Origin of the sequence: Sphingomonas nostoxanthinifaciens, from assembly GCF_019930585.1 — a bacterium.
In the GTDB taxonomy this organism is placed as follows: Bacteria; Pseudomonadota; Alphaproteobacteria; order Sphingomonadales; family Sphingomonadaceae; genus Sphingomonas_I; species Sphingomonas_I nostoxanthinifaciens.
In genome coordinates this window covers 2,932,519-2,954,934 of the sequence record NZ_CP082839.1, presented here as the reverse complement: position 1 = coordinate 2,954,934, position 22,416 = coordinate 2,932,519, and the positions used below count along the sequence as shown (strand labels likewise).

Genomic DNA, 22,416 nt, shown 5'->3' with positions numbered 1-22,416 from the left:
ACGAAAAGCTCCTCGGAGGAATCATGACCTTGAAGCCGTTCCTGCTCGCCGGTGCCGTCGCCGCGCTCGTCATCGCGCCGCTGGCCGCGCAGAATCGTTCCGCGCCCGAGGGCAAAGGCAAGGCCAAGCCCAATGCCGAGGCGCAGCACGCCCCCGACGAGCCCGGCGCGACCGACGCCGAGCCGCGCGGCCATGGCGACAAGATGGGCGATCCCGACATGGCGGTCGCGACCGCGGTCGAGCAGGCGCAGCCGAAGCGCGGCAGCGTCACGGTCAACGGCAAGCTGATCACCTACACCGTCACGCCGGGCACGCTGACGATCCGCAACGACGATGGCGAGCCAATCGCCAGCATGTTCTACGTCGCCTATGTGGCGGATCGCGCCAAGGGCGCGCCGGAACGGCCGATCACCTTCGCCTACAATGGCGGGCCGGGCTCGTCGTCGATGTGGCTGCACATGGGCTCGATGGGGCCGGTGCGGGTCGACACACCGCAGCCGGGCGCGCAGCCCAACGGGCCGTTCCCGATCGGCGAGAACCACAACACCATCCTCGACCATACCGACATCGTCTTCATGGACGCGATCGGCACCGGCCTCAGCCGGCCGATCGGCAAGTCGAAGGGGCCGGAATTCTGGGGCGTGGACCAGGATATCGACGCCTACACCCGCGCGATCATGCGCTACATGACGATCAACGATCGCTGGAACAGCCCGAAATTCCTCTTCGGCGAAAGCTATGGCACGCTGCGGTCGGCCGGTCTCGTCTATGCGCTGCAGGACAAGGGCGTGCAGATGAACGGCGTCGTGCTGCTGTCGTCGATCCTGAACTATGGCGTGCGCCAGCCGGGCTACGACCAGATCCACGTCACCTATTTGCCGAGCTACGCCGCCGACGCCTGGTATCATAACCGGCTGCAGAACCGCCCGGCGACGCTGGAGCCGTTCCTGACGCAGGTGCGCGCCTGGGCCGCCGGCCCCTACGCCTCCGCGCTGCAGAAGGGCTCCGACATCAGCCCGCAGGAGAAGCAGGCGATCGCGCAGCAGATGAGCGCCTATACCGGCCTGCCGGTCGACTATATCCTGAAGTCCGACCTGCGCGTCGACCTGTCGCGCTTCCGCAAGGAGCTGCTGCGCGGCGAGGGCAAGACGATCGGTCGCCTCGACGCCCGCTTCACCGGCTACGACGCCGACGATGCCGGCGAGGGCCCGGAATATGATCCCGCCGACACCAGCCTGAGCGGCCCCTATATCGGTGCGCTCAACAAATATCTGTTCGGCACGTTGGGCTACAAGACCAAGCTCAGCTACCGGCCGAACTATTATGTCGCGATCGGCGGCAACCACTGGGATTCGAGCCACAAGGCGCCGGGCCGCGGCGGTTTCGGCAAGATGGCGCTGGCAGATACCGCGCTGGATCTCGCCCAGGCGATGCGCCAGAATCCGAGCCTGAAGGTGATGTCGCTCAACGGCTATTATGACATGGCGACGCCCTTCTTTGGCGCCGAATTCGACCTGAAGCACATGCAGATCCCGGCCGACCTGCGGAAGAACCTGTCGTTCAAATATTACGAGTCCGGCCACATGGTCTACGTCAACAACGCCGTCCGCCCGCAGTTCAAGCAGGACATCGACGACTTCATCGACATGGCGAGCCGGCCGGGCGGCTGAGCATGGGCATCCTCCCGAACGAGCAGGCGACCCGGGTTCCGGCCCAGGGGCGCCTGCTCGGCGAGCCCGTCGGCCTGTGGTTCCTCGCCTTCACCGAGGCGTGGGAGCGCTTTTCCTATTACGGCATGACGGGCATCCTCGTGCTCTACATGCAGCAGTCGCTGCTGCTGCCGGGGCACGTGGGGCATATCGCCGGGTTCGGGGGCTTCCGCGCCACGCTGGAAGGCGTGTTCGGGCCGATGTCGACGATGGCGCTCGCGTCGCAGATTTACGGCCTCTACGCGGGCTTCATGTACTTCACGCCGATGTTCGGCGGGATGATCGCCGATCGGCTGATCGGGCGGCGCGCGGCGGTGATGACCGGCGCGCTGCTGATGAGCGCGGGCCATGTCGCGATGGCGTTCGACCAGAGCTTCCTGCTCGCGCTTGCCTTGCTGGTCGTCGGCTGCGGGCTGCTCAAGGGCAATATCTCGGCGCAGGTCGGGCAATTCTATCCGGTCGAGGATGCCGACGGGCGGACGCGCGGCTTCGCGATCTTCTCGGTCGGCATCAATGTCGGCGCGGTGGTCGGCCCGCTGGCATGCGGGCTGCTGGCGCAGGTCTATGGCTGGCATGCCGGCTTCGGCGCGGCGGGGCTGCTTATGCTGATCGGCCTCGCCACCTACATGGCCGGCTTCCGCTTCATGCCGACCCAGGCGAAGGGCGTCCGCGAGAGCCACGCGCCGCTGACGGCGGCCGACTGGCGGAAGCTCGCCTTGCTGATCCTGGTGATCGTGCTGACCTGCTTCCAGTCGGTGATCTATTATCAGAATACCGATGCGGCGCTGGTGTGGATCGACGGGCATGTCGATCTCGATTTCTTCGGCTTCCACGTGCCGGTGGCGTGGTTCAACTCGATCGATCCGTTCACCAGCATCGTGCTGGTGCCGCCCCTGCTCGCCTGGTGGAAGCGTCAGAACGAGCGCGGGCGCGAGCCGAGCGAGCTCGCCAAGATCGCCACCGGCGTGTGGATCGCGGTCGCCGCCAACATCGTGCTGCTGATCGCGGCGCTGGGCGGCGGGCGTGCGCCGGTGATTGCGCCGATCATGTACGACGTGCTGCTGGGGATCGGCTTCCTCTATTACTGGCCGACCCTGCTCGCATTGGTCAGCCGCGTGGCGCCGCCCAAGGTCAATTCGACGATGATGGGCGTGGTGTTCCTGTCGCTGTTCGTCTCGTACAACATCATCGGCTGGCTCGGCGGCTTCTACGGCCGCATGACCCCGACCGAATTCTGGGCGATGAACGTAGCGATCGGCGTGGCCGGCGCCTTGCTGCTCATGCTGCTGAGGCGGCCGATCGAGCGGGGGTTGGAGCTGGGGTGAGCGAAGCATCCCGGACGTCATCCCGACATGCATTGGGGTGACGCTTACATTTCGAAGCGTGGGCGCTTAGGCGCGGCCGCATGCGCATCCTGACCGCCGCTGTCGAGCATTGGCCGCTCGCCAAGCCGTTCCGCATCGCGCGCGGCACGCGGACGATGGCCGACGTCGTGGTCGCGACCGTCACCGCTGACGGACTATTCGGGCGCGGCGAGGGCGTGCCGCTCGCGCGTTATGGCGAGACCGCCGAGCGCGCGCGCGATCAGATCGTGTCGGTCGTCGATGCGCTGGCGGGCGGGGCGGGGCGCGAGGAATTGCGGGCCTTGCTGCCGCCGGGTGCGGCGCGCAACGCCGTCGACTGCGCCCTGTGGGATCTGGAGGCGCGACTGGCGGCTGCGGGCGGCCCACCGCTTTCGCCGATCGCCACCGCGCTGACGGTCGGGATCGACACGCCCGCGCGCATGGCCGAGGCGGCGCGCGCGCTGGCAGACGCGCGCGTCGTCAAGGTCAAGGTCGATGCCGACGACCCTGCCGCCGCGTTGCGCGCGGTGCGCGCGGAGGTGCCCGCAGCACGGCTGGTGGTGGATGCGAACGAAAGCTGGTCGCTCGATCTCCTCGCCGTCATGCAGCCGGTGCTGGCCGAATGCGGCGTCGAATTCCTCGAGCAGCCGCTGCCGGCGGCCGAGGACGCGGCGCTGGGGGGCTTCGTCCGCAGCGTACCGATCTGCGCCGACGAATCCGCGCACGTCGCCGCCGATCTCGATCGGCTGGCGACGCGCTACGACATGGTCAACATCAAGCTCGACAAGAGTGGCGGCCTCACCGAGGCGCTTTACCTGCTGGCGGGCGCGCGGGCGCGCGGGCTGGGCGTGATGGTCGGCTGCATGATCTCGACCTCGCTGTCGATCGCGGCGGCCTGGCGCGTGGCGCAGGCGGCCGACTGCGCCGATCTCGACGGCCCGCTGTGGCTGCGCGAGGATCGGCCGGGCGGGGTGCGCCTCGATGCGGGCGGCATGCTGATGCCGCCCGAGCCGGGGTTCTGGGGTCAAACGGCAGGCTTGCCGTCGCCCCGGACCTGATCCGGGGCCCCGCTTGTCTTCCGACGAAGACAGAAGAAGCGGGATCCCGGATCAAGTCCGGGATGACGGGTAGCGAGACCAGGTTTCGGTCTTAATATTACGCTCCGCGCAATCAGCCGAAGCTGACCGCCAGGTTACGCCGCCGCCGCATCGCGCCGCCGGCAATGCCGAAGCCGGCCAGCATCATCGCCCACGATGCAGGCTCCGGCACGGCGCCGCCCATCTGCGTCACGGTCAGCGATGCGAAGATGTTGCTGGTCGAGCCATGCGCACCCGGCGTCATCAGATCCGCCGCGTTGAACGTCGACGAGTCCGAAAATGGGAGCGAGCCAAACGGGCTCTGGAACAGGCTGCTCGCAGAAATCGTGGCGATGGCGCCGGAGAACGAAAAGTTGACCGAGGTGCAGGTGAAACCGAATACGGAGCAGGAGTTCGTCGCCGCGCCGCTGATGGCGGTGTTGCTGGTGATGAAATCGCTGGCCGTATAACTGAACGACGCGCCGCCCACAGGATTGCTATAGCTGTAGACAACCGATGCATCGGCGACAGCTGCCCCACCGATTGTCGCTGCAACCACCGCCGCCAAGATCGAATACCGCATTGCAAGCCCCTTTGTTTGAAGAACAAGGGTGAATTAACAGTCGCTTTACAATTCGAGAAACACCTGAATCGGCTGTTAACGATCTAAGTTGGATTTCGATGGAAGTTGCGTGGATTCGGGCGATGCTGCTTGCGTGATTTACGCAGATTATCCGACGATTTGGCGTTGGGACGGCGGCCGCACGATCAACAGCACCACCCCGCGCGCCGGCACTCGCGCCGTATAGTTCGTTCCGGGGTGCGGTGTATCGGTCCCCGTCCACACGTCGTGCACCGCGCCATCGTCCGCCAGGCCGATCTGGCGCCACACCGCCACCACGTCCTGCGCCTTGTCGGCGCGGTTGAACAAGGCGACGGCGGTGGTGCCGTCGGCAAGCATCTTGGTCCAGACCTCGGTCGCGCGGTCGATCGATGCGCGCCGGCCCTGCACGCCCAGCCGGTCCTGATCGATCACGATCACCGCGCGATTCGACAACAGCGCGAGCGTCGCCGGGGCGGCGGTCGTGAGGTCGTTGCCCAGCATCAGCGGCGCCGCCTGCATCGCCCACAAAACGAGGTGGGTGCGCTCCTCGTCGGCGGTCATGCCGCCATTGCCGATCTCCAGCATGTCGGGGTCGTTCCATCCGCCCGGTCCGGCATGGTCCGGCATGCCGTCGCTCTCGAAGCCGATGCCGGCCATGTTGCCGTAATCGTCGGTAATGTCGCGCGTCGTGCGCCAGAGGTGCCCACCGACCTTGCGGCCCCACGCGCCGACGTCGAACCGGCCATATTCGCATAGCGAGTAGACGATCGGCCGGCCGGTCGCGCGCAGTGCCGCGCCCATCTCCTGATAGGTCGCGCGCACGCTCTCCGCAGTGTTGAAGAAGCCTTCGCCCGAGCAGAGATCATATTTTAGATAGTCGATGCCCCACGCGGCGAAGGTCTTCGCATCCTGCGCGGCATGGCCGTAGCTGCCGGGAAAGCCGGCACAGGTCTTCGGGCCCGGCGAGCTGTAGATGCCGATCTTGAGCCCGCGCGCATGCACATAATCCGCCAGCGCCTTCATGTCGGGGAAGCGGGCATTGGGATGGAGAATGCCCTGCGCGTCGCGCGCGCCCTGCCAGCCGTCGTCGATGTTCACGTAATGATAGCCGGCATCGCGCAGCCCGGAGCGCACCATCGCGTCGGCAGTCGCGCGCACCGTCACGTCGTCGATCGCGGCCTCGAACTTGTTCCAGCTGCTCCACCCCATCGGTGGCGTGCGCGCGAGGCCATCGTCGGGCAGCTCGCGCAAAGGCGGCAGAGGGGCGGCGTGGAAGGTCAGCCGCGCCAGCTCCGCGCCCGTCGCGCGATGCGCCGGCGCGTCGCTCGATCCCCGCCGACCGGCCCCGGTCAGGTGCCACTGGCTGCCGACCTGCGCGAAGCGGAAGCGCATCCGGGCGATGCGCGGATTGCCGTTATAGATCGAGAAGGACAAAGCCGCGGGCTCCGTCGTCACGTCGAGCATCGGCAGCTCGCCATACCAATCCGATGTGATCGTGCCGGTTACGCCGTTCGCCGCGCGGGCGATGTGAAGCAGCCGCACGCCCGGATTGGACGGTGCGGCGGTGACCACCCAGTCGCCGGTCATGTCCGCGCCGATCGGTGGCCGCGCCTGCGCGCCGAGCGCAGCGAGCAGGCCGATCAGCGTCGCGCAGGCTCGGCGGATCATCGTCACGGCTCTCCCCCAGGAATATTGTGCGTAGATCGTATACGATCTGCGTGGGGCGTCAATCCGGCTGGAGCGGATCGATCGTCGAGGCGGACACGATCGTCGGTCGCGGCCGACCGTGGAAGAGGTGTGCCGCCGCCGTCGCGCCGAGGATCGGCGCGATCAGGTTCACGATCGGGATCAGGAACAGGCCGGTCACGATCCCGCCGAGCAGGCTCCGCTCGCCGCGCGTATTGGCGAGCCACAATTGGCGATGGGTGCGATCGTCGTGCCGCGCCGCCACCATCTCGCCGAGGTCGCGCCCGAAGGCGACGCCGTTGACCAGCACGAACAGCACCAACGTGCCGATGCCGGTCACCAGCAGCAGGATATAGAAGGGCAAAGCGACCAGATTGTAGAGGATGATGCGCAGGCTCGAGCGCAACCCGAGCAAGGCGCCGCGCCCCCAGCCGAGCGGACGGGCAGCCGCCGCGGCCTCGGGATAATGCTTCGCCTCGACGATGCCGACGATGCGGTCCATGTAGGCCGCGATCACGCCCAGCGCGACCGCGGGGAACAGGAACCAGATCCCCAGCACGGTCAGCATCAGCGCGCCGAGCCCGCTCGCCGACAGACCCAGCACGCACGTATCGTCGAACAGCCAGCCGCACGGATTGGCGCCGGTGAGCGCCCAGGCGATGACCAGCCCGAGCCCGGCAAAGACGAGCAACGTCACCAGCAGCGAGCGGACCAGCACCCCCAGGATGCGTGGATCGGCGAGGTCGGCGATGCCGAGGGAGAGCGCGCGGAGCATGGAGGAGCTACCGACGAGCAGCCCCTCCGGTTCCCTCCGGATCGATCGTCAGCGGCGGGCCCTTAAAAGGACGACCAATCGTCGTCCGCAACCGCGACGGCCGCATTGCCCCCGCTGCGCGCGGGGCGCGCACGCGCGATCTGGCGAACAGCCGCGGCGGCGCGATGCTGCAGCTCGTGCACATTGGCTTCGGCGTGCGGGCTCGGGGCGTCGTCGATGCGAAAGCGGGCGACTTCGCGAGCCAGGGCGTCGGCTTCAGTCGCGAGGCTGCGCGCCGCAGCCGTCGCCTGCTCGACCATCGCCGCATTCTGCTGGGTGACATTGTCCATCTCGCCCACCGCCGTGTTGACCTGCTGCAGGCCGGTTGCCTGCTGCTCGGCCGAGGTCGCGATCGCCGAGACGAGCGTGCTGATATGGCCGACCCGCTCGATGATGCGGCGGAGCGACTGGCCGGTCTCGGTGACGAGCTCGACGCCCGCCGCGACCTGCTCGCCCGATGCGAGGATGCGCAGCTTGACGTCCTTGGCAGCTTCGGCCGAGCGCTGAGCGAGCGCACGCACCTCGGATGCGACCACGGCAAAGCCGCGACCGGCGTCGCCCGCACGCGCCGCCTCGACGCCGGCGTTCAGCGCCAGCAGGTTGGTCTGGAAGGCGATGCCATCGATCATCGAGACGATGTCGGAAATCTCGTTGGAGGTGCGCTCGATCCCGCCCATCGCCTCGACCGCACGCCGCACGACCTCGCCGGCCTGTGCCGCATCGACGCGCGCCTGCTCGACCGCCTTGTTGGCCTCGGCCGCGCCGCCGGCCGCCTGTCGCACCGTATCGGTAATCTCGTTCATCGCCGCGGCGGTTTCTTCGAGGCTGGCCGCCTGCTGTTCGGTCCGCTGCGACAGATCGTCCGATGCCTGGCGGATCTCACTGGCGCCGGTGTTGATCGCGCCGGTGGCGTTCGAAACCTTCGACAATGTGGCGCTCACGGCATCCATCGCGCGGTTGAAATCGCGGCGCAATTCTTCGTAATGGCCGCCGAACGGCTCCTCGATCCGCAGCGTCAGGTCGCTTGCGGCAAGGCGGCTGAGGCCTTCGCCGAGCCGGCGGACGACGACTTCGGAGGTCTCGCCCGCCAGCTTGACCGCCTCGGCGTTCGAGCGGAACACCGCCATCGCGCGCGCCATCCGGCCGACGCAATCCTTGTGATCGGCGAAGCCGACCTCGCTCGTGACGTCGCCGGCCGCCAACCCTTCCATGCGGAGGACGGTGGCGACATAGGGATCGCTGATCACCTTGCCGGACCACCATGTCAGCAGCACCGGCAACAATACGATCGCGACGCCGCCGATCATCAGGGAGCCGAGCTTCTCGGGCGGCGCGTGCGCGGCGAGATAGATACCGGCGATGCTCATCGCCGCGATCGTTGCTTGCACCGCCACCAAAACTTCGAACTTTGTCCGGATTGGTGCGTCGGCCTTGAACCAGTTTAGCATCACAGTCCCCGATTGGTCCAATCCGGACTACTCTTAAGAGAATAAAAATTCGTTGAGAGTCTGTAACGGCCTGGGCGCGATTTGTTACGGCGTGTGCGTCAGCCGCTGCGCGCGAAAGGACGGCTCAGGAAGCGCGATCCTGCAGCCCCGAAGCGCCAGGGCAGATCGGCGGCGCGGGTGATGCCGATGCGCGGACCGCTGAGAATGTCCCGCGTCGCCGCGCCGGGATGGTGCAACGCGAACGGCGGGAGATCGAGGGCATTCCCATCCAGCGCGCGGGTGATGGCGAGCGCCTGCGCCAGCTTGCCCGGACCGCTGCACAGCGCACGCGGGTCGACGAGGCTGCGCCGCATCACCATCCGCTCGATCCCCAGCGTCGGTTCCAGCGCACGGATCAGCACCGCGCCGCCCGGTCGGCTGCCGCCGACGAGGTTGAGGCACCAGTGCAGCCCGTAGATGCGATAGACATAAGCGTGGCCGACCGGACCGAACATCGCTGCGTTGCGCGGGCTGGGGCCGCGAAAGCTGTGCGCGGCGGCGTCGTCGATGTCGTAGGCCTCGGTCTCGACGATCGTGCCGCCGACCCCGTCGACCAGCAATTCGACCCCGATCAGCGCGCGGGCGAGGTCGACCACATCCTGCGCGAAGAAGCCGTCGGGCAGGCTCACTTGCCCGTGAACAAAGCCTTGGCGAGCGAGACGTGGACGCCCTTGTTGCGATCGACCAGCTCGGTCACCGACACGTCGCCGGCGACGCTCAGCAGCATATAGGCATCGTCGCGCGTCATCCCCTTGTACGCCACCAGCCAGTCGATCATGTTGCGAAGCGCCTTGCGCGTCGCGTTCGACAGATCGTCGTCGAAGCCCATCGCGATATAATGGGTCGGCGTCTCGGCGCGCGGATAGGCCGGCCCGGCAAGGCCGCCCTTGTGCAGCACGAAGGTGAACGTGCCGACGAGGCTGGTCTCGAGCGCGGTGATGTCGACCTCGCCATTGCCTTGCCCGGCATGGCCGTCGCCCACCTCGAACAGGGCGCCGGGCGCGTAGACCGGCAGGTAGAGCGTCGTGCCCGCGACCAGATCCTTATTGTCCATGTTGCCGCCGATGATCGTCGGCGCGGTGCTGTCGTAACGGCCGAAGGCAGGCGGCGGCGCCACGCCCATGCTGCCAAAGAAGGGATGGAGCGGGATCGTGATGCTGGGCGCGAAATGCGCGGTCATCGACTTCGCGTCGAGCGGGATGATCTTCATCCGCGAATACGGGAAATCGTCGGTCAGGAAGCCCGCACCGTAGCGGAAGGCGTTATAGGCATAGGGGATGGCGAGATCGATCTTCTCGATCCGCACCTCCAGCGTGTCGCCCGGCTGCGCGCCCTCGATCGCGATCGGGCCGGTCAGGATGTGGCCGCCCGGCCCCTTGTCCGTCACCTGCGCATAGATGTCGCGCAGCGACTGCTCGATGTCCTGCGGCTTGACCCCGGCCTTCTCCAGTCCGGTGGGGTTGTTGGTGATGAGCGTGTGGATCTTCACCGTGTCGCCCGATCGGATCGTCAGCACCGGGCGGCCCGCCGCCTCGTAATGGCCCCATGCGACGGTCGAGGGACCGGCGGGCAACTCGAAGCGCTCGGCGAGCGCGGGCGGGGTGGCGAGCAGGAGCGGCAGCAGCGCGGCGATCGTCTTCATGGCGCGAGGATGCGGGCGGGGCGCGCCGCTGGCAAGAGGCCGGACGATCACATTGATCGGCCTTTCCGAATTGCCCGCACGGGGTGCACCCCCTACATCGCCGCCACCCCCTTCCTCCTGTACCGGACGACATGATGGCCGATTACGACTACGACCTCTTCGTGATCGGCGCCGGATCGGGCGGCACGCGCGCGGCGCGGGTCTCGGCGGCGCATGGCGCGCGGGTCGCGGTGGCGGAAGAGTTTCGCGTCGGCGGCACCTGCGTCATCCGCGGCTGCGTGCCGAAGAAGCTACTGATCTACGGCGCGCATTTCGCCGAGGATCTGGCCGATGCGCGCCGTTTCGGCTGGCAGGTGCCCGAATGCGATTTCAGCTGGCCCACGCTGCGCGACAACGTGCTGTCGGAGGTGGCGCGGCTGGAAACGATCTATTCCGCCACGCTCGCCAACAACGATGTCGAGATCATCAAGGCGCGCGCGACGTTGCTCGGCCCCAACACGCTCAAGGTGGGCGAGCGGACGGTGACGTCCAAGCTGATCCTGATCGCGACCGGCGCGACCCCCGACATTCCCGATTTTCCCGGCGCCGAGCTCGGCATCACCTCGAACGAGGCGTTCGAGCTGCCCGACGTGCCGAAGCGGATCGTGATCGGTGGTGCTGGCTACATCGCCAACGAATTCGCCGGCATCTTCCACCAGTTCGGCGCGCACGTGACATTGGTCAACCGCACCGACCAGATCCTGCGCGGCTATGACGAGCAGATCCGCGACCGACTGCTTCAGATCTCGACCGCCAAGGGCATCGACTTCAAGTTCCACGCCAATTTCCAGAAGGCGGAGAAGCAGGAAGACGGCTCGCTGCTGGTCCACATCAGCGGCAGCGACCCCTTGCATTGCGACATGCTGATGTTCGCGACCGGCCGTCGCCCGAACACCGCCGGGCTGGGGCTCGAGACCGCCGGCATCGTGCTGAACGATCGCGGCGCGATCCCGGTCGACGGCGACAGCAAGACGGTGTGCGACAGCGTCTTCGCGGTGGGCGACGTCACCGACCGCATCCAGCTCACCCCGGTCGCCATCCGCGAGGGGCAGGCCTTCGCCGACACCCAGTTCGGAGGCAAGCCGCATCGCGTCGATTATGCCTGCGTGCCGTCGGCGGTGTTCAGCAACCCGCCGCTGGCGGGCGTGGGCCTCACCGAATCTCAGGCCAAGGGCAAATTTGGTGCGGTGAAGGTCTACACCTCCGATTTCCGCCCGATGAAGAACGTGCTCGCCAACCGCAACGAGCGCGCGCTCTACAAATTGATCGTCCATGCCGAGACCGAGAAGGTACTTGGCATCCACATGATCGGCCCCGAGGCGCCCGAGATCCTGCAGGCGGCGGCGATCGCGGTGAAGGCCGGCCTCACCAAGCAGGCGTTCGACGACACGATCGCGCTCCACCCGAGCATGGCCGAGGAACTGGTGCTGATGCGGTAGGGTGCGAGGCTTGCCACTTACCGTTCGTGGTGAGGAGAGACTGAGCCAAGGCGAAGGCTCGTCTCGAACCACCTGAGCGGACCCTTCGAGATGGCAGTTCGACGTCGCTCAGTGCCTCCTCAGGGCGAACGGAGGGGAGCAGAAAGAAGCGGATATTCGCCGCGCTTGCCAGCGGCCCGCACATTCCGCATAGGGCGCGCGGGAGTCGGGCGGGCGGCGTCGTCGCCAACCTGGTCAGATCCGGAAGGAAGCAGCCACAACGATTTCTCGTCGGGTCGTCCGGCTCCTACTGTTTTCACAAAACGCCATCGTCACCCCGGACTTGTTCCGGGGTCCACCGGGCGGCGATCCCCGCCGGGTTCGGCTCTTGCGGCGGCGTGGACCCCGGAACAAGTCCGGGGTGACGGGTGGGCTTTCCCGTCCAGGCTGGTTAGATAGCCGCAATGTCCGACTCCTTCGGTTTCGATCTGGGCGTCCCCGAGACGCCGTCCCCGCCACGCGAGGCCGCGCCGGCGACCCCCTATCGCGTGCTCGCGCGCAAATATCGGCCGCAGCGTTTCTCCGAGCTGATCGGGCAGGACGCGATGGTCCAGACGCTCGGCAACGCGATCAAGCGCGACCGGCTGGCGCATGCCTTCCTGCTGACCGGCGTGCGCGGCGTCGGCAAGACCTCGACCGCGCGGCTGATCGCAAAGGCGCTCAACTGCATCGGGCCGGACGGGCAGGGCGGCCCGACGATCGATCCGTGCGGGGTGTGCGAGCCGTGCGTCGCCATCGCCGAGGGCCGCCACATCGACGTGGTCGAGATGGACGCCGCCAGCCACACCGGCATCGACGACATTCGCGAGATCATCGAGGCGGTGCGCTATGCGGCGGTCTCGGCGCGCTACAAGGTCTACATCATCGACGAGGTCCACATGCTGTCGAAGGCGGCCTTCAACGGGCTGCTGAAGACGCTGGAGGAGCCGCCGGCGCATGTGAAGTTCCTGTTCGCGACGACCGAGGTCAACAAGGTGCCGGTGACGGTGCTGTCGCGCTGCCAGCGCTTCGACCTGAAGCGCATCCCGGCCGACCTGCTCGCGCGCCACTTCGCGCACGTCGCCGAGGCCGAGCATGTCGCCGCCGAGCCCGAGGCGCTCGCGCTGGTCGCGCGCGCGGCGGAAGGGTCGGCGCGCGACGGCCTGTCGATCCTCGATCAGGCGATCGCGCATGCCGGCATGGACGGCGGCGCGGTCACGGCGGCGCAGGTGCGCGACATGCTGGGCCTGAGCGATCGCGGCGCGATCCGGCGGCTGTTCGGCTGCCTGCTCGCCGCCGACGTGCCGGGCGTGCTGGCGGCGGTGGCGCAGCAGGACGCGCTGGGGGTCGAGCCGGCGGCGCTGCTGCGCGGCCTGCTGGAGGTGGTCCACGGCGTCACCCGCGCCAAGGTGGGCGGGGCGGAGGATCCGGCGCTGTCGGTCGAGGAGCGGCAGGCTTATGCCGATTGGGCAAGCCGGCTGGGTTTCGTCGCGCTCCACCGGCTGTGGCAGCTGCTGCTCAAGGGTCATGCCGAGGTGCTCGGTGCGCCCGGACCGCGCGAGGCGGTCGAAATGGCGCTGCTGCGCGTGGTGCATGCCAGCCAGCTGCCCGATCCCGGCGATCTGGCGAAACGGCTGCAGGCGGGCGAGCCGCTCGGGACGGCGCCCGCGCCGAGCGTCAGCCAGCCCGAGCCGCCGCCGCCCGCACCGGTCGCCGCGCTGCCCGACACGCCCGAGGCGTTCCACGCTCTGCTTCAGCAGAAGGGCGCGCTGCGCCTAGCCGCCTGTTTCGAGGAGGCGCGCGTGATCCGCTTCGCGCCGCCCGAAATCGTGCTGGCGGAAAGCCGCGCGATCGGCCCCGGCTTCGTGCAGGAGGTGCTGGCCTGCATCAATCCCAAGTTCGGCGAGAGCGGCCTGCGCTGGGAAATCTCCGTCGCGCAAGGGCTTGGCAAGGCCAGCATGCGCGAGCAGGAGCGCGCGCAGGAGCAGGCGGCGCGCGACGCCATTCTCGATGCGCCGATGGTGGCGGCGGTCCGCGCCGCCTTCCCCGACGCCGAGCTGATCGAAGAGCCACGGAGTGCGATGCAATGAAGGACATGAACGAGCTGCTGCAGGCCGCGCAGGAAGCGGCGCAGAACATCCAGGCGCAGATGGCCGACGCGCAGGCGGGCCTCGACAAGATCGAGGTCGAGGGCGCTTCGGGCGGCGGGCTGGTCAAGATCCGCGCGACCGCCAAGGGCCGCATCCTCGGCGTCGCGCTCGACGATAGCCTGCTCAATCCGTCGGAGAAGCATATGCTCGAGGATCTGATCGCCGCCGCGATCAACGACGCGCGCGCCAAGGCCGATGCGGCGGGCAGCGCCGAGATGAGCAAGATGACCGCCGGCCTGCCGCTCCCGCCCGGGTTCAAGCTGCCGTTCTGAGGGGATGACGCTCCTTGACCCGTTCGTCCTGAGGAGGGACTGAGCGCAGTCGAAGGCCCGTCTCGAAGGACTCGGCCTCCGCGCATGTCCTTCGAGACGCCGTTTCGACGGGCTCAACGGCTCCTCAGGGCGAGCGGCGTCGGGAGAATCCTGCGCCCCTCGTCATTCCCGCGCAGGCGGGAATCCATTCACGCAACCGCAGCGTTTTTGGAGCGACTGCGCGGCTGATGGATCCCCGCCTGCGCGGGGATGACGATCATCTGCGAACGGGTGACGACGCGCCTGCTGCTATCCCTTCGCCATCCATGCCGGGGGCTGATCGGGCGCATCGGTCCAGCGCGCGGGGGCAGGGTGGTGATCGGCGGCGACCGGCAGCGTGCCGTGGCGGGCGACGTCGCGCAGCTCGTTGGCGATGCGCATGCGCGGCTTGCCGACCTCGATCACCGAACGCAGCGGCGAGAGCATGCGCCCGGCGAGGAACAGGGCGCTGGCGAGCGAGCCGCCGGTCGCGCCGTTCGTCAGCGTGAAGAAGCGCCGACGCGAGCGATACCAGTAAGCCGGCAGCGGCGGCCGGCGATAGGCCTCGCGTCCCGACATGTTGACCCCGGTCGCGGCACCGCCGTCGTGGATCACGCGGCTGGCGGGCTGGTGGCGGATCTCCCAGCCGGCGCGGGTAAGCCGCCACATCAGCTCGACCTCCTCGAAATAGAGGAAGAAGCCGTCGTCGAACAGGCCGCTCGCCTTCAGCGCCTCCGCGCGGATCATCACGCTGGCGCCGGTCACCCAGTCGACCGGGCCAGCGCCCTGCAGCATCGGCTCCTTGACGCGCAGCGCCCGCCGGATTGCACCGATGCGCGAGCCGCGCGCAAATTCGCCCGCCAGCGTGGGGAAGGCGAAGGCCGAGCCCGAGGGGGTGCCGTCGGGGTCGAGCAGCAGGCTGCCGACCGCCCCGCAGCGCGGATAGGCGGCAAGCTCGTCGGCAAGCGCCCGCACCGCGCCGGGCTCGACCCGCGTGTCGGGGTTGAGCAGGTGGATATAATCAGGCGGGGTGGGGCCTTGCAGCAGGCGCAGGATCGCCTGATTGTTGGCCCAGCCGAAGCCGCCATTGATCGGCAGCGCCAGCAGGCTCGCCCAGCCCTGGAAACGGGGATCGCGTAGCCCCTCGGAGAGCTTGTCGGCCGATCCGTCGCCCGAGCCGCCGTCGACCACGATCGCGCGCAGGCCGGGCAGCCCCGCGCGCTCGCCTGCCAGCGCGTCGAGCGCGCCGAGCGTCAGCTCCGGTGAGCGATAATTGACGATCACCACCGCGATCGACGGTGTGGCCGTCATATCGTTCGCCGCTCGCGGATCGCAGCGGGCACGCCGGTGGCGATCGCGCCGGGCGGAACGTCGATCAGCACCACCGCATTGGCGCCGATCACCGCGCCGTCGCCGATATGGATGCGGCCGAGCAAAACCGCGCCCGCGCCGAGCTGCACGCCCTTGCCGAGGATCGGCGCGTCATCGAGCGCGTCGAGCCGGCGCAGGCCGAGCGTGCAATTCTGCCGGATGATGCAGCCGTCCCCGATCACGCTCGCCCCATGGATGACGATGCCGCCTTGATGTTCGATCACCACGCCGCGGCCCACGCTGGCGGAATAAGGCAGTTCGATTGAATAATGGTTGCGACAGCGCCGGAACAGCATCCGATAGACCAGGCTGAGCGGCGCACGCAGCAGCTTCGGCCGCACGCCCATCCGCCACACGCCGAAGCGATGCACCGCCACCGCGCGAAAGCCCGGCCGGGTCCAGTCGCGCCCATGCGCACGCCAATCCTCGGCGATCTGCGCCCACAGGCTCATGCCGCCGTGGCGCCCTTATATTCGATCAGGCGCGGGCGGCGGCCGCTCCAGCGGTTGAGGTGGAAGCGGACGAGGCCGAGAAATTGCGGTAACTTGCCGATCATCAGCAAGGCGCCGCTGGCCGAGGCGAGCGCGGGCGCCATGCCGCGCCGCCGCTCGCCGCGCGCGATCCGCGCGCTGTTGAGGCAGAACAGGCCGATGATCGCGAAGCTCAGCGCCAGCCAGCGCAGGCTCGCGAGCGGCGCCAGCACCACGCCCAGCATTGCGAGGCCGGGCAGCACGCCGCCCCACAGGATTATGCGGCGGCAAATCCGGACATAATCGGGCGTCTTCAACTTCGGGTGGCGCTGCGCCAGCTCGGCGAAGGCGTGGCCCGAACGGCGGGTGCGGTTCCACCACTGGCCGAAGCGCGTCATCGCCGCATCGTGCAGCGTCATTTCGGGCGCGATCCGCCACAGCCGCCAGCCGCGCGCGCGCATCCGCGCCGACAGATCGGGCTCCTCGCCGGCGATCATCTCGTCGGGATAGCCGCCGGCCTCGACCAGCGCCGCGACGCGCAGCATCACGTCGCCGCCGCACGCATCGACCTCGCCGACCGGCACGTCCCACTCCCAGTCGCACAGCGCATTGTAGCGTGAGGCGTCGGGAAAGCGCTCGCGTCTCCGGCCGAACACGGCAGCGAGATCGGGCACCTGCGCGAGCGCGTCCAGCGCCGTCGCGATCCACTCGGGCTGCACCGTGCAGTCGCCGTCGACCATCTGCACGAAGGCAAGGTCCGGCGCAGCCGCGAGCAAAGCGGCGAGCCCGGCATTGCGCGCGCGCGCGGCAGTAAAGTTGGGCGGCACGGCGAGTTCGACCACCGTCATGCCCAGCGAACGCGCATAGGCCTGGCTGCCGTCGGTCGATCCGGAATCGACATAGGCCACATGCTCGATGTCGCGCACCGACTGGAGGCAATCCTTGAGCCGCTGGCCCTCGTTGCGGCCGATCACCACCACGCCGACGGGGGCCAGGGATGAAGGCGGCGAGTCAGGTTGCGTCATCGTCAATCGCTATAGAGCGCGACTGCACGCACCGGCCAGCCCGTTCGTCGCCGAATGACGACTAGACGCGGCGGTCGCTGAGGCGCCGCTCGGTCTGTTCGTCGCGCTCGACCGATGCGGGAGCGGCCGTGGCGCCGCGATCGGCGCCCTTGGTCCGGGTCTTGTCGTCCCATGTCATCGCGACGCTCGGCTGCGACGCGCCGCGCCGCTCCCATTGGCGCACGGCCAGCGCGCTGCGATTGTAGATCGCGACGTAGAGGCAGATCTGCAGCTCATCGAGCATCTCGTAGCGCTTGCGATACAGTACGCGCTTCTTGGGCGGGATCGCCGCAGCATCGCGCCGCGCCGGCGCCAGCGGCAGATCGTAGAAATCGTCCGGGCGGCGAACCGCGCCGCGCTCCTGCCAGATCGCATCATATTCGATGCCGACCGGATCGCTGGCATGCGCCGCGACATAGGCGCTACGCTGATAGCGATTCTCGTCGGAGACGGCGAGGATGCAGGTTACGCCGATGGCGCCGCACAGCATCCGGAACAGCTCGATCGTCAGGTCGCGCGGACGCATGCCGTGCGCCGCCTTGGTTAGCCCGCGATAGACGTCGAGCATGTCGTCGCCGCGCTGGCCCTGCACGCCGCCGACATAGGCGATCAACGCCCCCTTCTCGTTGTGGGCAAGGTCGAACGACAGATTGTAGAGCCGCCGCGTCTCGTCCCACAGGCTGAGGTTGAGCAGGCCGTCGCGCGTCATCCAGCGCGGTGAATCGAGCCGGAGATGATAGCCGGGGCCGATCTGCGGCAGGTCGATCAACCGCGCATAATCGTGGCTGGTGAGGGTAAAGATCGGGCCCAGCTCTTCGGCGATCCCGCAATGGTCGGCGACGCGCGCGATCCGCGTCGGTGCGTCCCACGTCGCGCACACGTAAGGCGTGAGGACCATGCCGCGTATCTCAGGCCGGTCGGCGAGGACGCGCGCCAGGAAGCTCCCCGCAGGCGCCTTGCTGAAGGCGCGGAGCGCGCGGTGGTGGATCGCCGAAAGAAGCAGAACCTTGGCCAGGCGGAGGGCGCCGGCGCGCAGAACTTGGCTTCGCGTGCCGCTCATGCCGGTGTCAACGTCCGACCATTCGCCGGGCTCCTCCAGATCTCGATCGTGCGCCGAGCGTACGACTGCGACGGATGTCGTGAAAGCCGGCACCGTGCCGGCCGGGGTTATCGGAAGCCTTAACAATTCGATCACCCCATTAGTGACGATAGCTTCTTCCCGATGCGAGATATACGTTAAGCCGGCATGTTCAAAAAGGCTTAATTGCACGCTACTTGAGGAATATGTATTCGACGTGGAACCGAAACGGCCAGATATTCGCATGATAAACATCCGAATCGGACCACGTTTGGCGCGCGCGTGGCGGGTTTTGCGCACATCGGGCGCGCGGAATTTCACAATCCGCGTGGCCAACAAGGTGCGGCTGATGCTCGGGGCCGGTTCGGCGGGGCAGCGCGCCTACGCCGCGCGCAAGGCGGCGATCGACGCGGAATTCGACCGCAAATCGGGCGTCGATACGGGCGGGGTCCAGCATCTTTACGACCTTACTGTCGTCGGTGGAAATGCAGGCCACGGGACGAGCCATATCGCGTCCGATCCTGGGGAGTTCGCCACGGCGTTGGCCATGCTCGACCGCGATCTGTCGGTCGCGACCTTCGTGGATCTGGGCTCGGGCAAGGGGCGGGCGCTGCTGATGGCCGCCGCTTATCCGTTCCGTCGACTGATCGGCGTGGAGTTCACCGCAGAGATGCACGCCGTCGCGACCGCCAATCTGGCGGGGCGGCCCGATCGCGACCGCTTCGAGCTGGTGCACGGCGACGCCGCCGCATACGAATTTCCCGACACGCCGCTGGTGCTGTTCTTGTTCAACCCGTTCGACGCGCCGGTCGTGGCCGCCGTCGCCGAGCGCGCGCTGGCATCATGGCGGCGCAACCCGCGACCGATCACCGTGCTCTACGTCAATCCGCTGCAGGCCGATGCATGGCTTGCGGCCGGTTGGAGGGAATGCGCGCGCGACGGAACCTATGCGATGTTCGAACCCGCCTGACCGACTGGAACAAAAGGCGGTCACGCCCCATATTCCACTTATGGCCATCCAGATCCGCACGAGCCTCGCCGAGCCCGACACCGGGCAGAGCTTCATCCCCCATCGTCCGGAGCGCCCCGACAAGCTGGAAGGCGGCAAGCCCTTTCGCCTCGTCTCCGATTACGAGCCGGCAGGCGACCAGCCGACCGCGATCGCCGAACTGGTCGAGCAGGCGCTGGCGGGCGAGCGTGATCAGGTGCTGCTGGGCGTCACCGGATCGGGCAAGACCTTCACGATGGCCAAGGTGGTGCAGGCGCTGCAGCGCCCCGCATTGATTCTCGCGCCCAACAAGATCCTCGCCGCGCAGCTCTATGGCGAGTTCAAGAGCTTCTTTCCCGACAATGCGGTCGAGTTCTTCGTCAGTTACTACGATTACTACCAGCCCGAGGCCTATGTGCCGCGGTCAGACACCTATATCGAGAAGGAAAGCTCGATCAACGAAGCGATCGACCGGATGCGCCATTCGGCCACGCGCTCGCTGCTCGAACGCGACGATGTGCTGATCGTCGCGTCGGTGTCGTGCCTGTACGGCATCGGTTCGGTCGAGACCTATTCGGCGATGATTTTCGACCTGAAGAAGGGCCAGACGGTCGACCAGCGCGAGATCATCCGCAAGCTCGTCGCGCTTCAGTACAAGCGCAACGACCAGGCGTTTGCGCGCGGCAATTTCCGCGTGCGCGGCGACACGCTCGAGCTGTTCCCCTCGCATTATGACGACAGCGCGTGGCGGATCAGCTTTTTCGGCGACGAGATCGAGGCGATTACCGAATTCGATCCGCTGACCGGCAAGACCTCGGCCAACCTCAACAGCGTGCGCGTCTATGCCAACAGCCATTATGTCACCCCCGGCCCGACGCTGAAGCAGGCGACCGAGGCGATCCGCTTCGAGCTGACCGAGCGGCTCAAGGAGCTGAACGCCGAGGGCAAGCTGCTGGAGGCGCAGCGGCTTGAGCAGCGCACCCATTTCGATCTCGAGATGATCGCCGCGACCGGATCGTGCGCCGGCATCGAGAATTATTCGCGCTTCCTTACCGGCCGCCTGCCGGGCGAGCCGCCGCCGACCCTGTTCGAATATCTTCCCGAAAATGCGCTGCTGTTCGTCGACGAGAGCCACCAGACGGTGCCGCAGGTCGGCGGCATGGCGCGCGGCGATCACCGGCGGAAGATCACGCTGGCGGAATATGGCTTCCGCCTGCCGTCGTGCATCGACAACCGCCCGCTGCGCTTCAACGAGTGGGACGCGATGCGCCCGCAATCGGTCTACGTCTCGGCGACGCCGGGCACGTGGGAGATGGAGCGCACCGGCGGCGTCTTCTCCGAACAGGTGATCCGTCCGACCGGGCTGATCGATCCGCCGATCGACATCCGCCCGATCGAGAGCCAGGTCGACGATCTGGTCCATGAGGCGAAGGAGACGGCGAAGCAGGGCTATCGCACGCTCGTCACCACGCTGACCAAGCGCATGGCCGAGGATCTGACCGAATATCTGCACGAGGCGGGGCTCAAGGTCCGCTACATGCATTCCGATGTCGAGACGCTGGAGCGCATCGAGCTGATCCGTGATCTGCGGCTCGGCGTCTACGACGTGTTGGTCGGCATCAACCTGCTGCGCGAGGGGCTCGACATCCCCGAATGCGGGCTGGTCGCGATCCTCGACGCGGACAAGGAGGGCTTCCTGCGCTCCGAAACCTCGCTGATCCAGACGATCGGCCGCGCCGCGCGCAACGCCGACGGCAAGGTGATCCTCTATGCGGATCGCATCACCGGATCGATGGAACGCGCGATGGCGGAGACGCAGCGCCGGCGCGAGAAGCAGCAGGCTTACAATGTCGAGCATGGCATCACGCCCGAAAGCGTGAAGCGCAACATCACCGATATCGTCGCGCACCTGTCCAGCCGCGATCAGGTGACGGTCGATACCGGCATCGAGGATCGGCCGCACATGGTCGGCCACAATCTGCGCGGCTATATCGAGGATCTCGAGAAGAAGATGCGCGCCGCCGCCGCCGACCTCGAATTCGAGGAGGCCGGCCGCCTGCGCGACGAGATCCGCAAGCTGGAGGCGGACGAACTCGGCCTGCCATCGGTCGAGCACAAGGCGCCGGTGCGCGGCAACTCGACCGTCGGCAAGCCGGGCACCCGCCAGACGCGCTACGGCAAGGCGAAGCAGGCGCGCGCGGAGAAGCGCGGAGCGCGGTAGCTATGACCCCGTTCGCCCTGAGGAGAGGCTGAGCGCAGTCGAAGCCTCGTCTCGAAGGGCCTTGAAGGTGCTTCGAGACGGCATTTCGACTGCGCTCAATGCCTCCTCAGCATGAACGGGCGTTGGATGTAAGCGCTACCGCACCACCGCGCACGCCACGCGATCGCCCGCGCCGCCAATCGGCTGGGTGGTGTAATCGTCCGGCTTGGCGTGGATCACGATCGCGGCGCCATCGGCGTCCTGCAGCGCGGGCAGCATCACCAGGGACGTGAACAGGTCCGCCTTCACCGTACCGTCGGCACCGACATAGAGGTTGGGAAGGTCGCCCTGGTCGCTGGCCTGCGGGTTGAGCAGCCCGTGGACCGCGGGCGTCGCCATGTGAACGTGCGCGCCGGCCGCCTTGAACGCGGCGTCGCTGCAATCGCCCTTCTCGTGGATGTGGATGCCGTGCCAGCCGGGGGTGAGGCCGCTCGCCTCGATCCGGATCAATATGCCCTTGGGCGCGGGGGTGAGCGTCGCGGTGCCCTGCACGCCCTTGAAGGTGGCGGTGACGGGCGTCTGCGCCGCGATCGGCGATGCGGCGAGGGCGGTGGCGGCGATCGTCAGGGAAAGGCTGCGAATCATTCTCATATCTCCGGCCATGACGGCTCTTTGTGCCTGCACTTGCGGCGTCATGCCAGCATCGTGCGTCCGATACGGGGACCGAGCGCCGCGCCGCGCGTTGACCGGCTATTGGTAAGGAGAAACGCCATGGCCCAACCGCCCAATTCCCAGCCCTCCTCAGATATCGAGGGCGTCAATCGCGACGCGCGCGCCGGCAAGGCGGCCACCACCCCGCACCCCGATCCCGGCGGCGCGATCGACAATGCCAAGAATGAGGGCAAGGCGCGGCCCGAAGAGACGCCGCCGCTGCGCTGAACCGAACGT

General features: G+C 67.6%; 19 protein-coding genes, 1 other RNA gene and 1 pseudogene. 10 read left to right on the top strand and 11 right to left on the bottom strand.

All coding sequences use genetic code 11. The features are described 5' to 3' along the window. Positions 1-23: 23 nt before the first annotated feature. The 3 genes from K8P63_RS13820 to dgcA all read left to right on the top strand — a co-directional run bounded on the left by K8P63_RS13820 (position 24) and on the right by dgcA (position 4,110). A complete protein-coding gene (locus K8P63_RS13820) occupies positions 24-1,670 on the top strand; it encodes a S10 family peptidase (RefSeq protein ID WP_223796606.1) in 1,647 nt (548 codons plus the stop codon). Positions 1,671-1,672: 2 nt separating this feature from the next. Further along, positions 1,673-3,034: a peptide MFS transporter gene (locus K8P63_RS13815; RefSeq protein WP_223796605.1), complete on the top strand. Its 1,362-nt coding sequence runs from the start codon at positions 1,673-1,675 to the stop codon at positions 3,032-3,034. An 80-nt stretch (positions 3,035-3,114) separates the two neighbouring features. Then, entirely contained in the window at positions 3,115-4,110 is a 996-nt protein-coding gene (dgcA, locus tag K8P63_RS13810) for an N-acetyl-D-Glu racemase DgcA (protein ID WP_223796604.1), read from the top strand. A 112-nt stretch (positions 4,111-4,222) separates the two neighbouring features. On the opposite strand, the pseudogene K8P63_RS21095 reads toward dgcA, so the two are convergent. From K8P63_RS21095 to K8P63_RS13780, 6 genes and pseudogenes are all read right to left on the bottom strand, one after another. Further along, positions 4,223-4,327, bottom strand: a pseudogene (locus K8P63_RS21095) (PEPxxWA-CTERM sorting domain-containing protein); the annotation flags it as partial. 531 nt (positions 4,328-4,858) lie between these two features. After that, the gene (locus K8P63_RS13800; RefSeq protein WP_223796602.1) at positions 4,859-6,400 is read right to left on the bottom strand and encodes a glycoside hydrolase family 27 protein; all 1,542 of its coding nucleotides are present in this window, start codon (positions 6,398-6,400) and stop codon (positions 4,859-4,861) included. A 58-nt stretch (positions 6,401-6,458) separates the two neighbouring features. Continuing rightward, positions 6,459-7,193, bottom strand: a complete 735-nt coding sequence (locus K8P63_RS13795; RefSeq protein WP_223796601.1) for an EI24 domain-containing protein — start codon at positions 7,191-7,193, stop codon at positions 6,459-6,461. Positions 7,194-7,255: 62 nt separating this feature from the next. Beyond that, positions 7,256-8,599, bottom strand: a complete 1,344-nt coding sequence (locus tag K8P63_RS13790) for a methyl-accepting chemotaxis protein (protein ID WP_317629313.1) — start codon at positions 8,597-8,599, stop codon at positions 7,256-7,258. A 179-nt stretch (positions 8,600-8,778) separates the two neighbouring features. Then, positions 8,779-9,348: a DNA-3-methyladenine glycosylase gene (locus K8P63_RS13785; RefSeq protein WP_223796599.1), complete on the bottom strand. Its 570-nt coding sequence runs from the start codon at positions 9,346-9,348 to the stop codon at positions 8,779-8,781. Beyond that, entirely contained in the window at positions 9,345-10,361 is a 1,017-nt protein-coding gene (locus tag K8P63_RS13780) for an acetamidase/formamidase family protein (protein WP_223796598.1), read from the bottom strand. Before K8P63_RS13780 ends, K8P63_RS13785 begins: the two co-directional genes overlap by 4 nt. Positions 10,362-10,495: 134 nt before the next feature. Here K8P63_RS13780 and gorA point away from each other — a divergent pair, with 134 nt between their 5' ends. The 4 genes from gorA to K8P63_RS13760 all read left to right on the top strand — a co-directional run bounded on the left by gorA (position 10,496) and on the right by K8P63_RS13760 (position 14,279). After that, positions 10,496-11,839 carry a glutathione-disulfide reductase gene (gorA, locus tag K8P63_RS13775; protein ID WP_223796597.1) on the top strand — a complete coding sequence of 448 codons (1,344 nt, stop codon included), beginning with the start codon at positions 10,496-10,498 and terminating at the stop codon, positions 11,837-11,839. A 198-nt stretch (positions 11,840-12,037) separates the two neighbouring features. After that, an RNA gene (gene ffs / locus K8P63_RS13770) (signal recognition particle sRNA small type) lies at positions 12,038-12,132 on the top strand. A gap of 150 nt (positions 12,133-12,282) precedes the next feature. Next, the gene (locus K8P63_RS13765; RefSeq protein WP_223796596.1) at positions 12,283-13,947 is read left to right on the top strand and encodes a DNA polymerase III subunit gamma/tau; all 1,665 of its coding nucleotides are present in this window, start codon (positions 12,283-12,285) and stop codon (positions 13,945-13,947) included. Beyond that, positions 13,944-14,279 carry a YbaB/EbfC family nucleoid-associated protein gene (locus tag K8P63_RS13760; RefSeq protein ID WP_223796595.1) on the top strand — a complete coding sequence of 112 codons (336 nt, stop codon included), beginning with the start codon at positions 13,944-13,946 and terminating at the stop codon, positions 14,277-14,279. Before K8P63_RS13765 ends, K8P63_RS13760 begins: the two co-directional genes overlap by 4 nt. A gap of 288 nt (positions 14,280-14,567) precedes the next feature. Here the strand turns inward: K8P63_RS13760 and K8P63_RS13755 are convergent, their stop codons facing one another. The 4 genes from K8P63_RS13755 to K8P63_RS13740 form a co-directional block, all read right to left on the bottom strand. Next, positions 14,568-15,608 (bottom strand): glycosyltransferase family 2 protein, encoded by a 1,041-nt coding sequence (locus K8P63_RS13755; protein ID WP_223796594.1) that lies wholly within the window; start codon positions 15,606-15,608, stop codon positions 14,568-14,570. Beyond that, positions 15,605-16,120, bottom strand: a complete 516-nt coding sequence (locus K8P63_RS13750; RefSeq protein WP_223796593.1) for a serine O-acetyltransferase — start codon at positions 16,118-16,120, stop codon at positions 15,605-15,607. Before K8P63_RS13750 ends, K8P63_RS13755 begins: the two co-directional genes overlap by 4 nt. Further along, positions 16,117-17,163, bottom strand: a complete 1,047-nt coding sequence (locus tag K8P63_RS13745; protein ID WP_223796592.1) for a glycosyltransferase — start codon at positions 17,161-17,163, stop codon at positions 16,117-16,119. The genes K8P63_RS13750 and K8P63_RS13745 overlap by 4 nt, the downstream gene beginning before the upstream one ends. A 61-nt stretch (positions 17,164-17,224) precedes the next feature. Continuing rightward, a complete protein-coding gene (locus K8P63_RS13740) occupies positions 17,225-18,262 on the bottom strand; it encodes a VirK/YbjX family protein (RefSeq protein WP_223796591.1) in 1,038 nt (345 codons plus the stop codon). On the opposite strand from K8P63_RS13740, the gene K8P63_RS13735 reads away from it, so the two are divergent. Together K8P63_RS13735 and uvrB are read left to right on the top strand one after the other, a co-directional pair. After that, positions 18,261-19,250: a class I SAM-dependent methyltransferase gene (locus K8P63_RS13735; RefSeq protein WP_223799827.1), complete on the top strand. Its 990-nt coding sequence runs from the start codon at positions 18,261-18,263 to the stop codon at positions 19,248-19,250. The genes K8P63_RS13740 and K8P63_RS13735 overlap by 2 nt on opposite strands. 40 nt (positions 19,251-19,290) lie before the next feature. Beyond that, on the top strand, positions 19,291-21,489 hold the full coding sequence (gene uvrB / locus K8P63_RS13730; RefSeq protein ID WP_223796590.1) for an excinuclease ABC subunit UvrB: 2,199 nt from the start codon (positions 19,291-19,293) through the stop codon (positions 21,487-21,489). Between the two features lie 135 nt (positions 21,490-21,624). On the opposite strand, the gene K8P63_RS13725 is transcribed toward uvrB, so the two are convergent. Then, complete coding sequence (locus K8P63_RS13725; RefSeq protein WP_223796589.1) at positions 21,625-22,113, bottom strand: superoxide dismutase family protein; 489 nt, start codon at positions 22,111-22,113, stop codon at positions 21,625-21,627. Positions 22,114-22,239: 126 nt separating this feature from the next. Here K8P63_RS13725 and K8P63_RS13720 point away from each other — a divergent pair, with 126 nt between their 5' ends. After that, positions 22,240-22,407, top strand: coding sequence for a hypothetical protein (locus K8P63_RS13720; protein WP_223796588.1), 168 nt, complete (start codon positions 22,240-22,242; stop codon positions 22,405-22,407). Positions 22,408-22,416 lie beyond the last annotated feature (9 nt).

Coding starts and splice junctions, on each gene's coding strand:
- K8P63_RS13815 (WP_223796605.1), top strand. CDS start 1,673: ATGGGCATCCTCCCGAACGAGCAGGCGACCCGGGTTCCGGCCCAGGGG.
- K8P63_RS13820 (WP_223796606.1), top strand. CDS start 24: ATGACCTTGAAGCCGTTCCTGCTCGCCGGTGCCGTCGCCGCGCTCGTC.
- K8P63_RS13725 (WP_223796589.1), bottom strand. CDS start 22,113: ATGATTCGCAGCCTTTCCCTGACGATCGCCGCCACCGCCCTCGCCGCA.
- K8P63_RS13795 (WP_223796601.1), bottom strand. CDS start 7,193: ATGCTCCGCGCGCTCTCCCTCGGCATCGCCGACCTCGCCGATCCACGC.
- K8P63_RS13800 (WP_223796602.1), bottom strand. CDS start 6,400: ATGATCCGCCGAGCCTGCGCGACGCTGATCGGCCTGCTCGCTGCGCTC.
- K8P63_RS13735 (WP_223799827.1), top strand. CDS start 18,261: ATGCCGGTGTCAACGTCCGACCATTCGCCGGGCTCCTCCAGATCTCGA.
- K8P63_RS13745 (WP_223796592.1), bottom strand. CDS start 17,163: ATGACGCAACCTGACTCGCCGCCTTCATCCCTGGCCCCCGTCGGCGTG.
- uvrB (WP_223796590.1), top strand. CDS start 19,291: ATGGCCATCCAGATCCGCACGAGCCTCGCCGAGCCCGACACCGGGCAG.
- gorA (WP_223796597.1), top strand. CDS start 10,496: ATGGCCGATTACGACTACGACCTCTTCGTGATCGGCGCCGGATCGGGC.
- K8P63_RS13755 (WP_223796594.1), bottom strand. CDS start 15,608: ATGACGGCCACACCGTCGATCGCGGTGGTGATCGTCAATTATCGCTCA.
- K8P63_RS13765 (WP_223796596.1), top strand. CDS start 12,283: ATGTCCGACTCCTTCGGTTTCGATCTGGGCGTCCCCGAGACGCCGTCC.
- K8P63_RS13750 (WP_223796593.1), bottom strand. CDS start 16,120: ATGAGCCTGTGGGCGCAGATCGCCGAGGATTGGCGTGCGCATGGGCGC.
- K8P63_RS13760 (WP_223796595.1), top strand. CDS start 13,944: ATGAAGGACATGAACGAGCTGCTGCAGGCCGCGCAGGAAGCGGCGCAG.
- dgcA (WP_223796604.1), top strand. CDS start 3,115: ATGCGCATCCTGACCGCCGCTGTCGAGCATTGGCCGCTCGCCAAGCCG.
- K8P63_RS13720 (WP_223796588.1), top strand. CDS start 22,240: ATGGCCCAACCGCCCAATTCCCAGCCCTCCTCAGATATCGAGGGCGTC.
- K8P63_RS13790 (WP_317629313.1), bottom strand. CDS start 8,599: ATGAGCATCGCCGGTATCTATCTCGCCGCGCACGCGCCGCCCGAGAAG.
- K8P63_RS13740 (WP_223796591.1), bottom strand. CDS start 18,262: ATGAGCGGCACGCGAAGCCAAGTTCTGCGCGCCGGCGCCCTCCGCCTG.
- K8P63_RS13780 (WP_223796598.1), bottom strand. CDS start 10,361: ATGAAGACGATCGCCGCGCTGCTGCCGCTCCTGCTCGCCACCCCGCCC.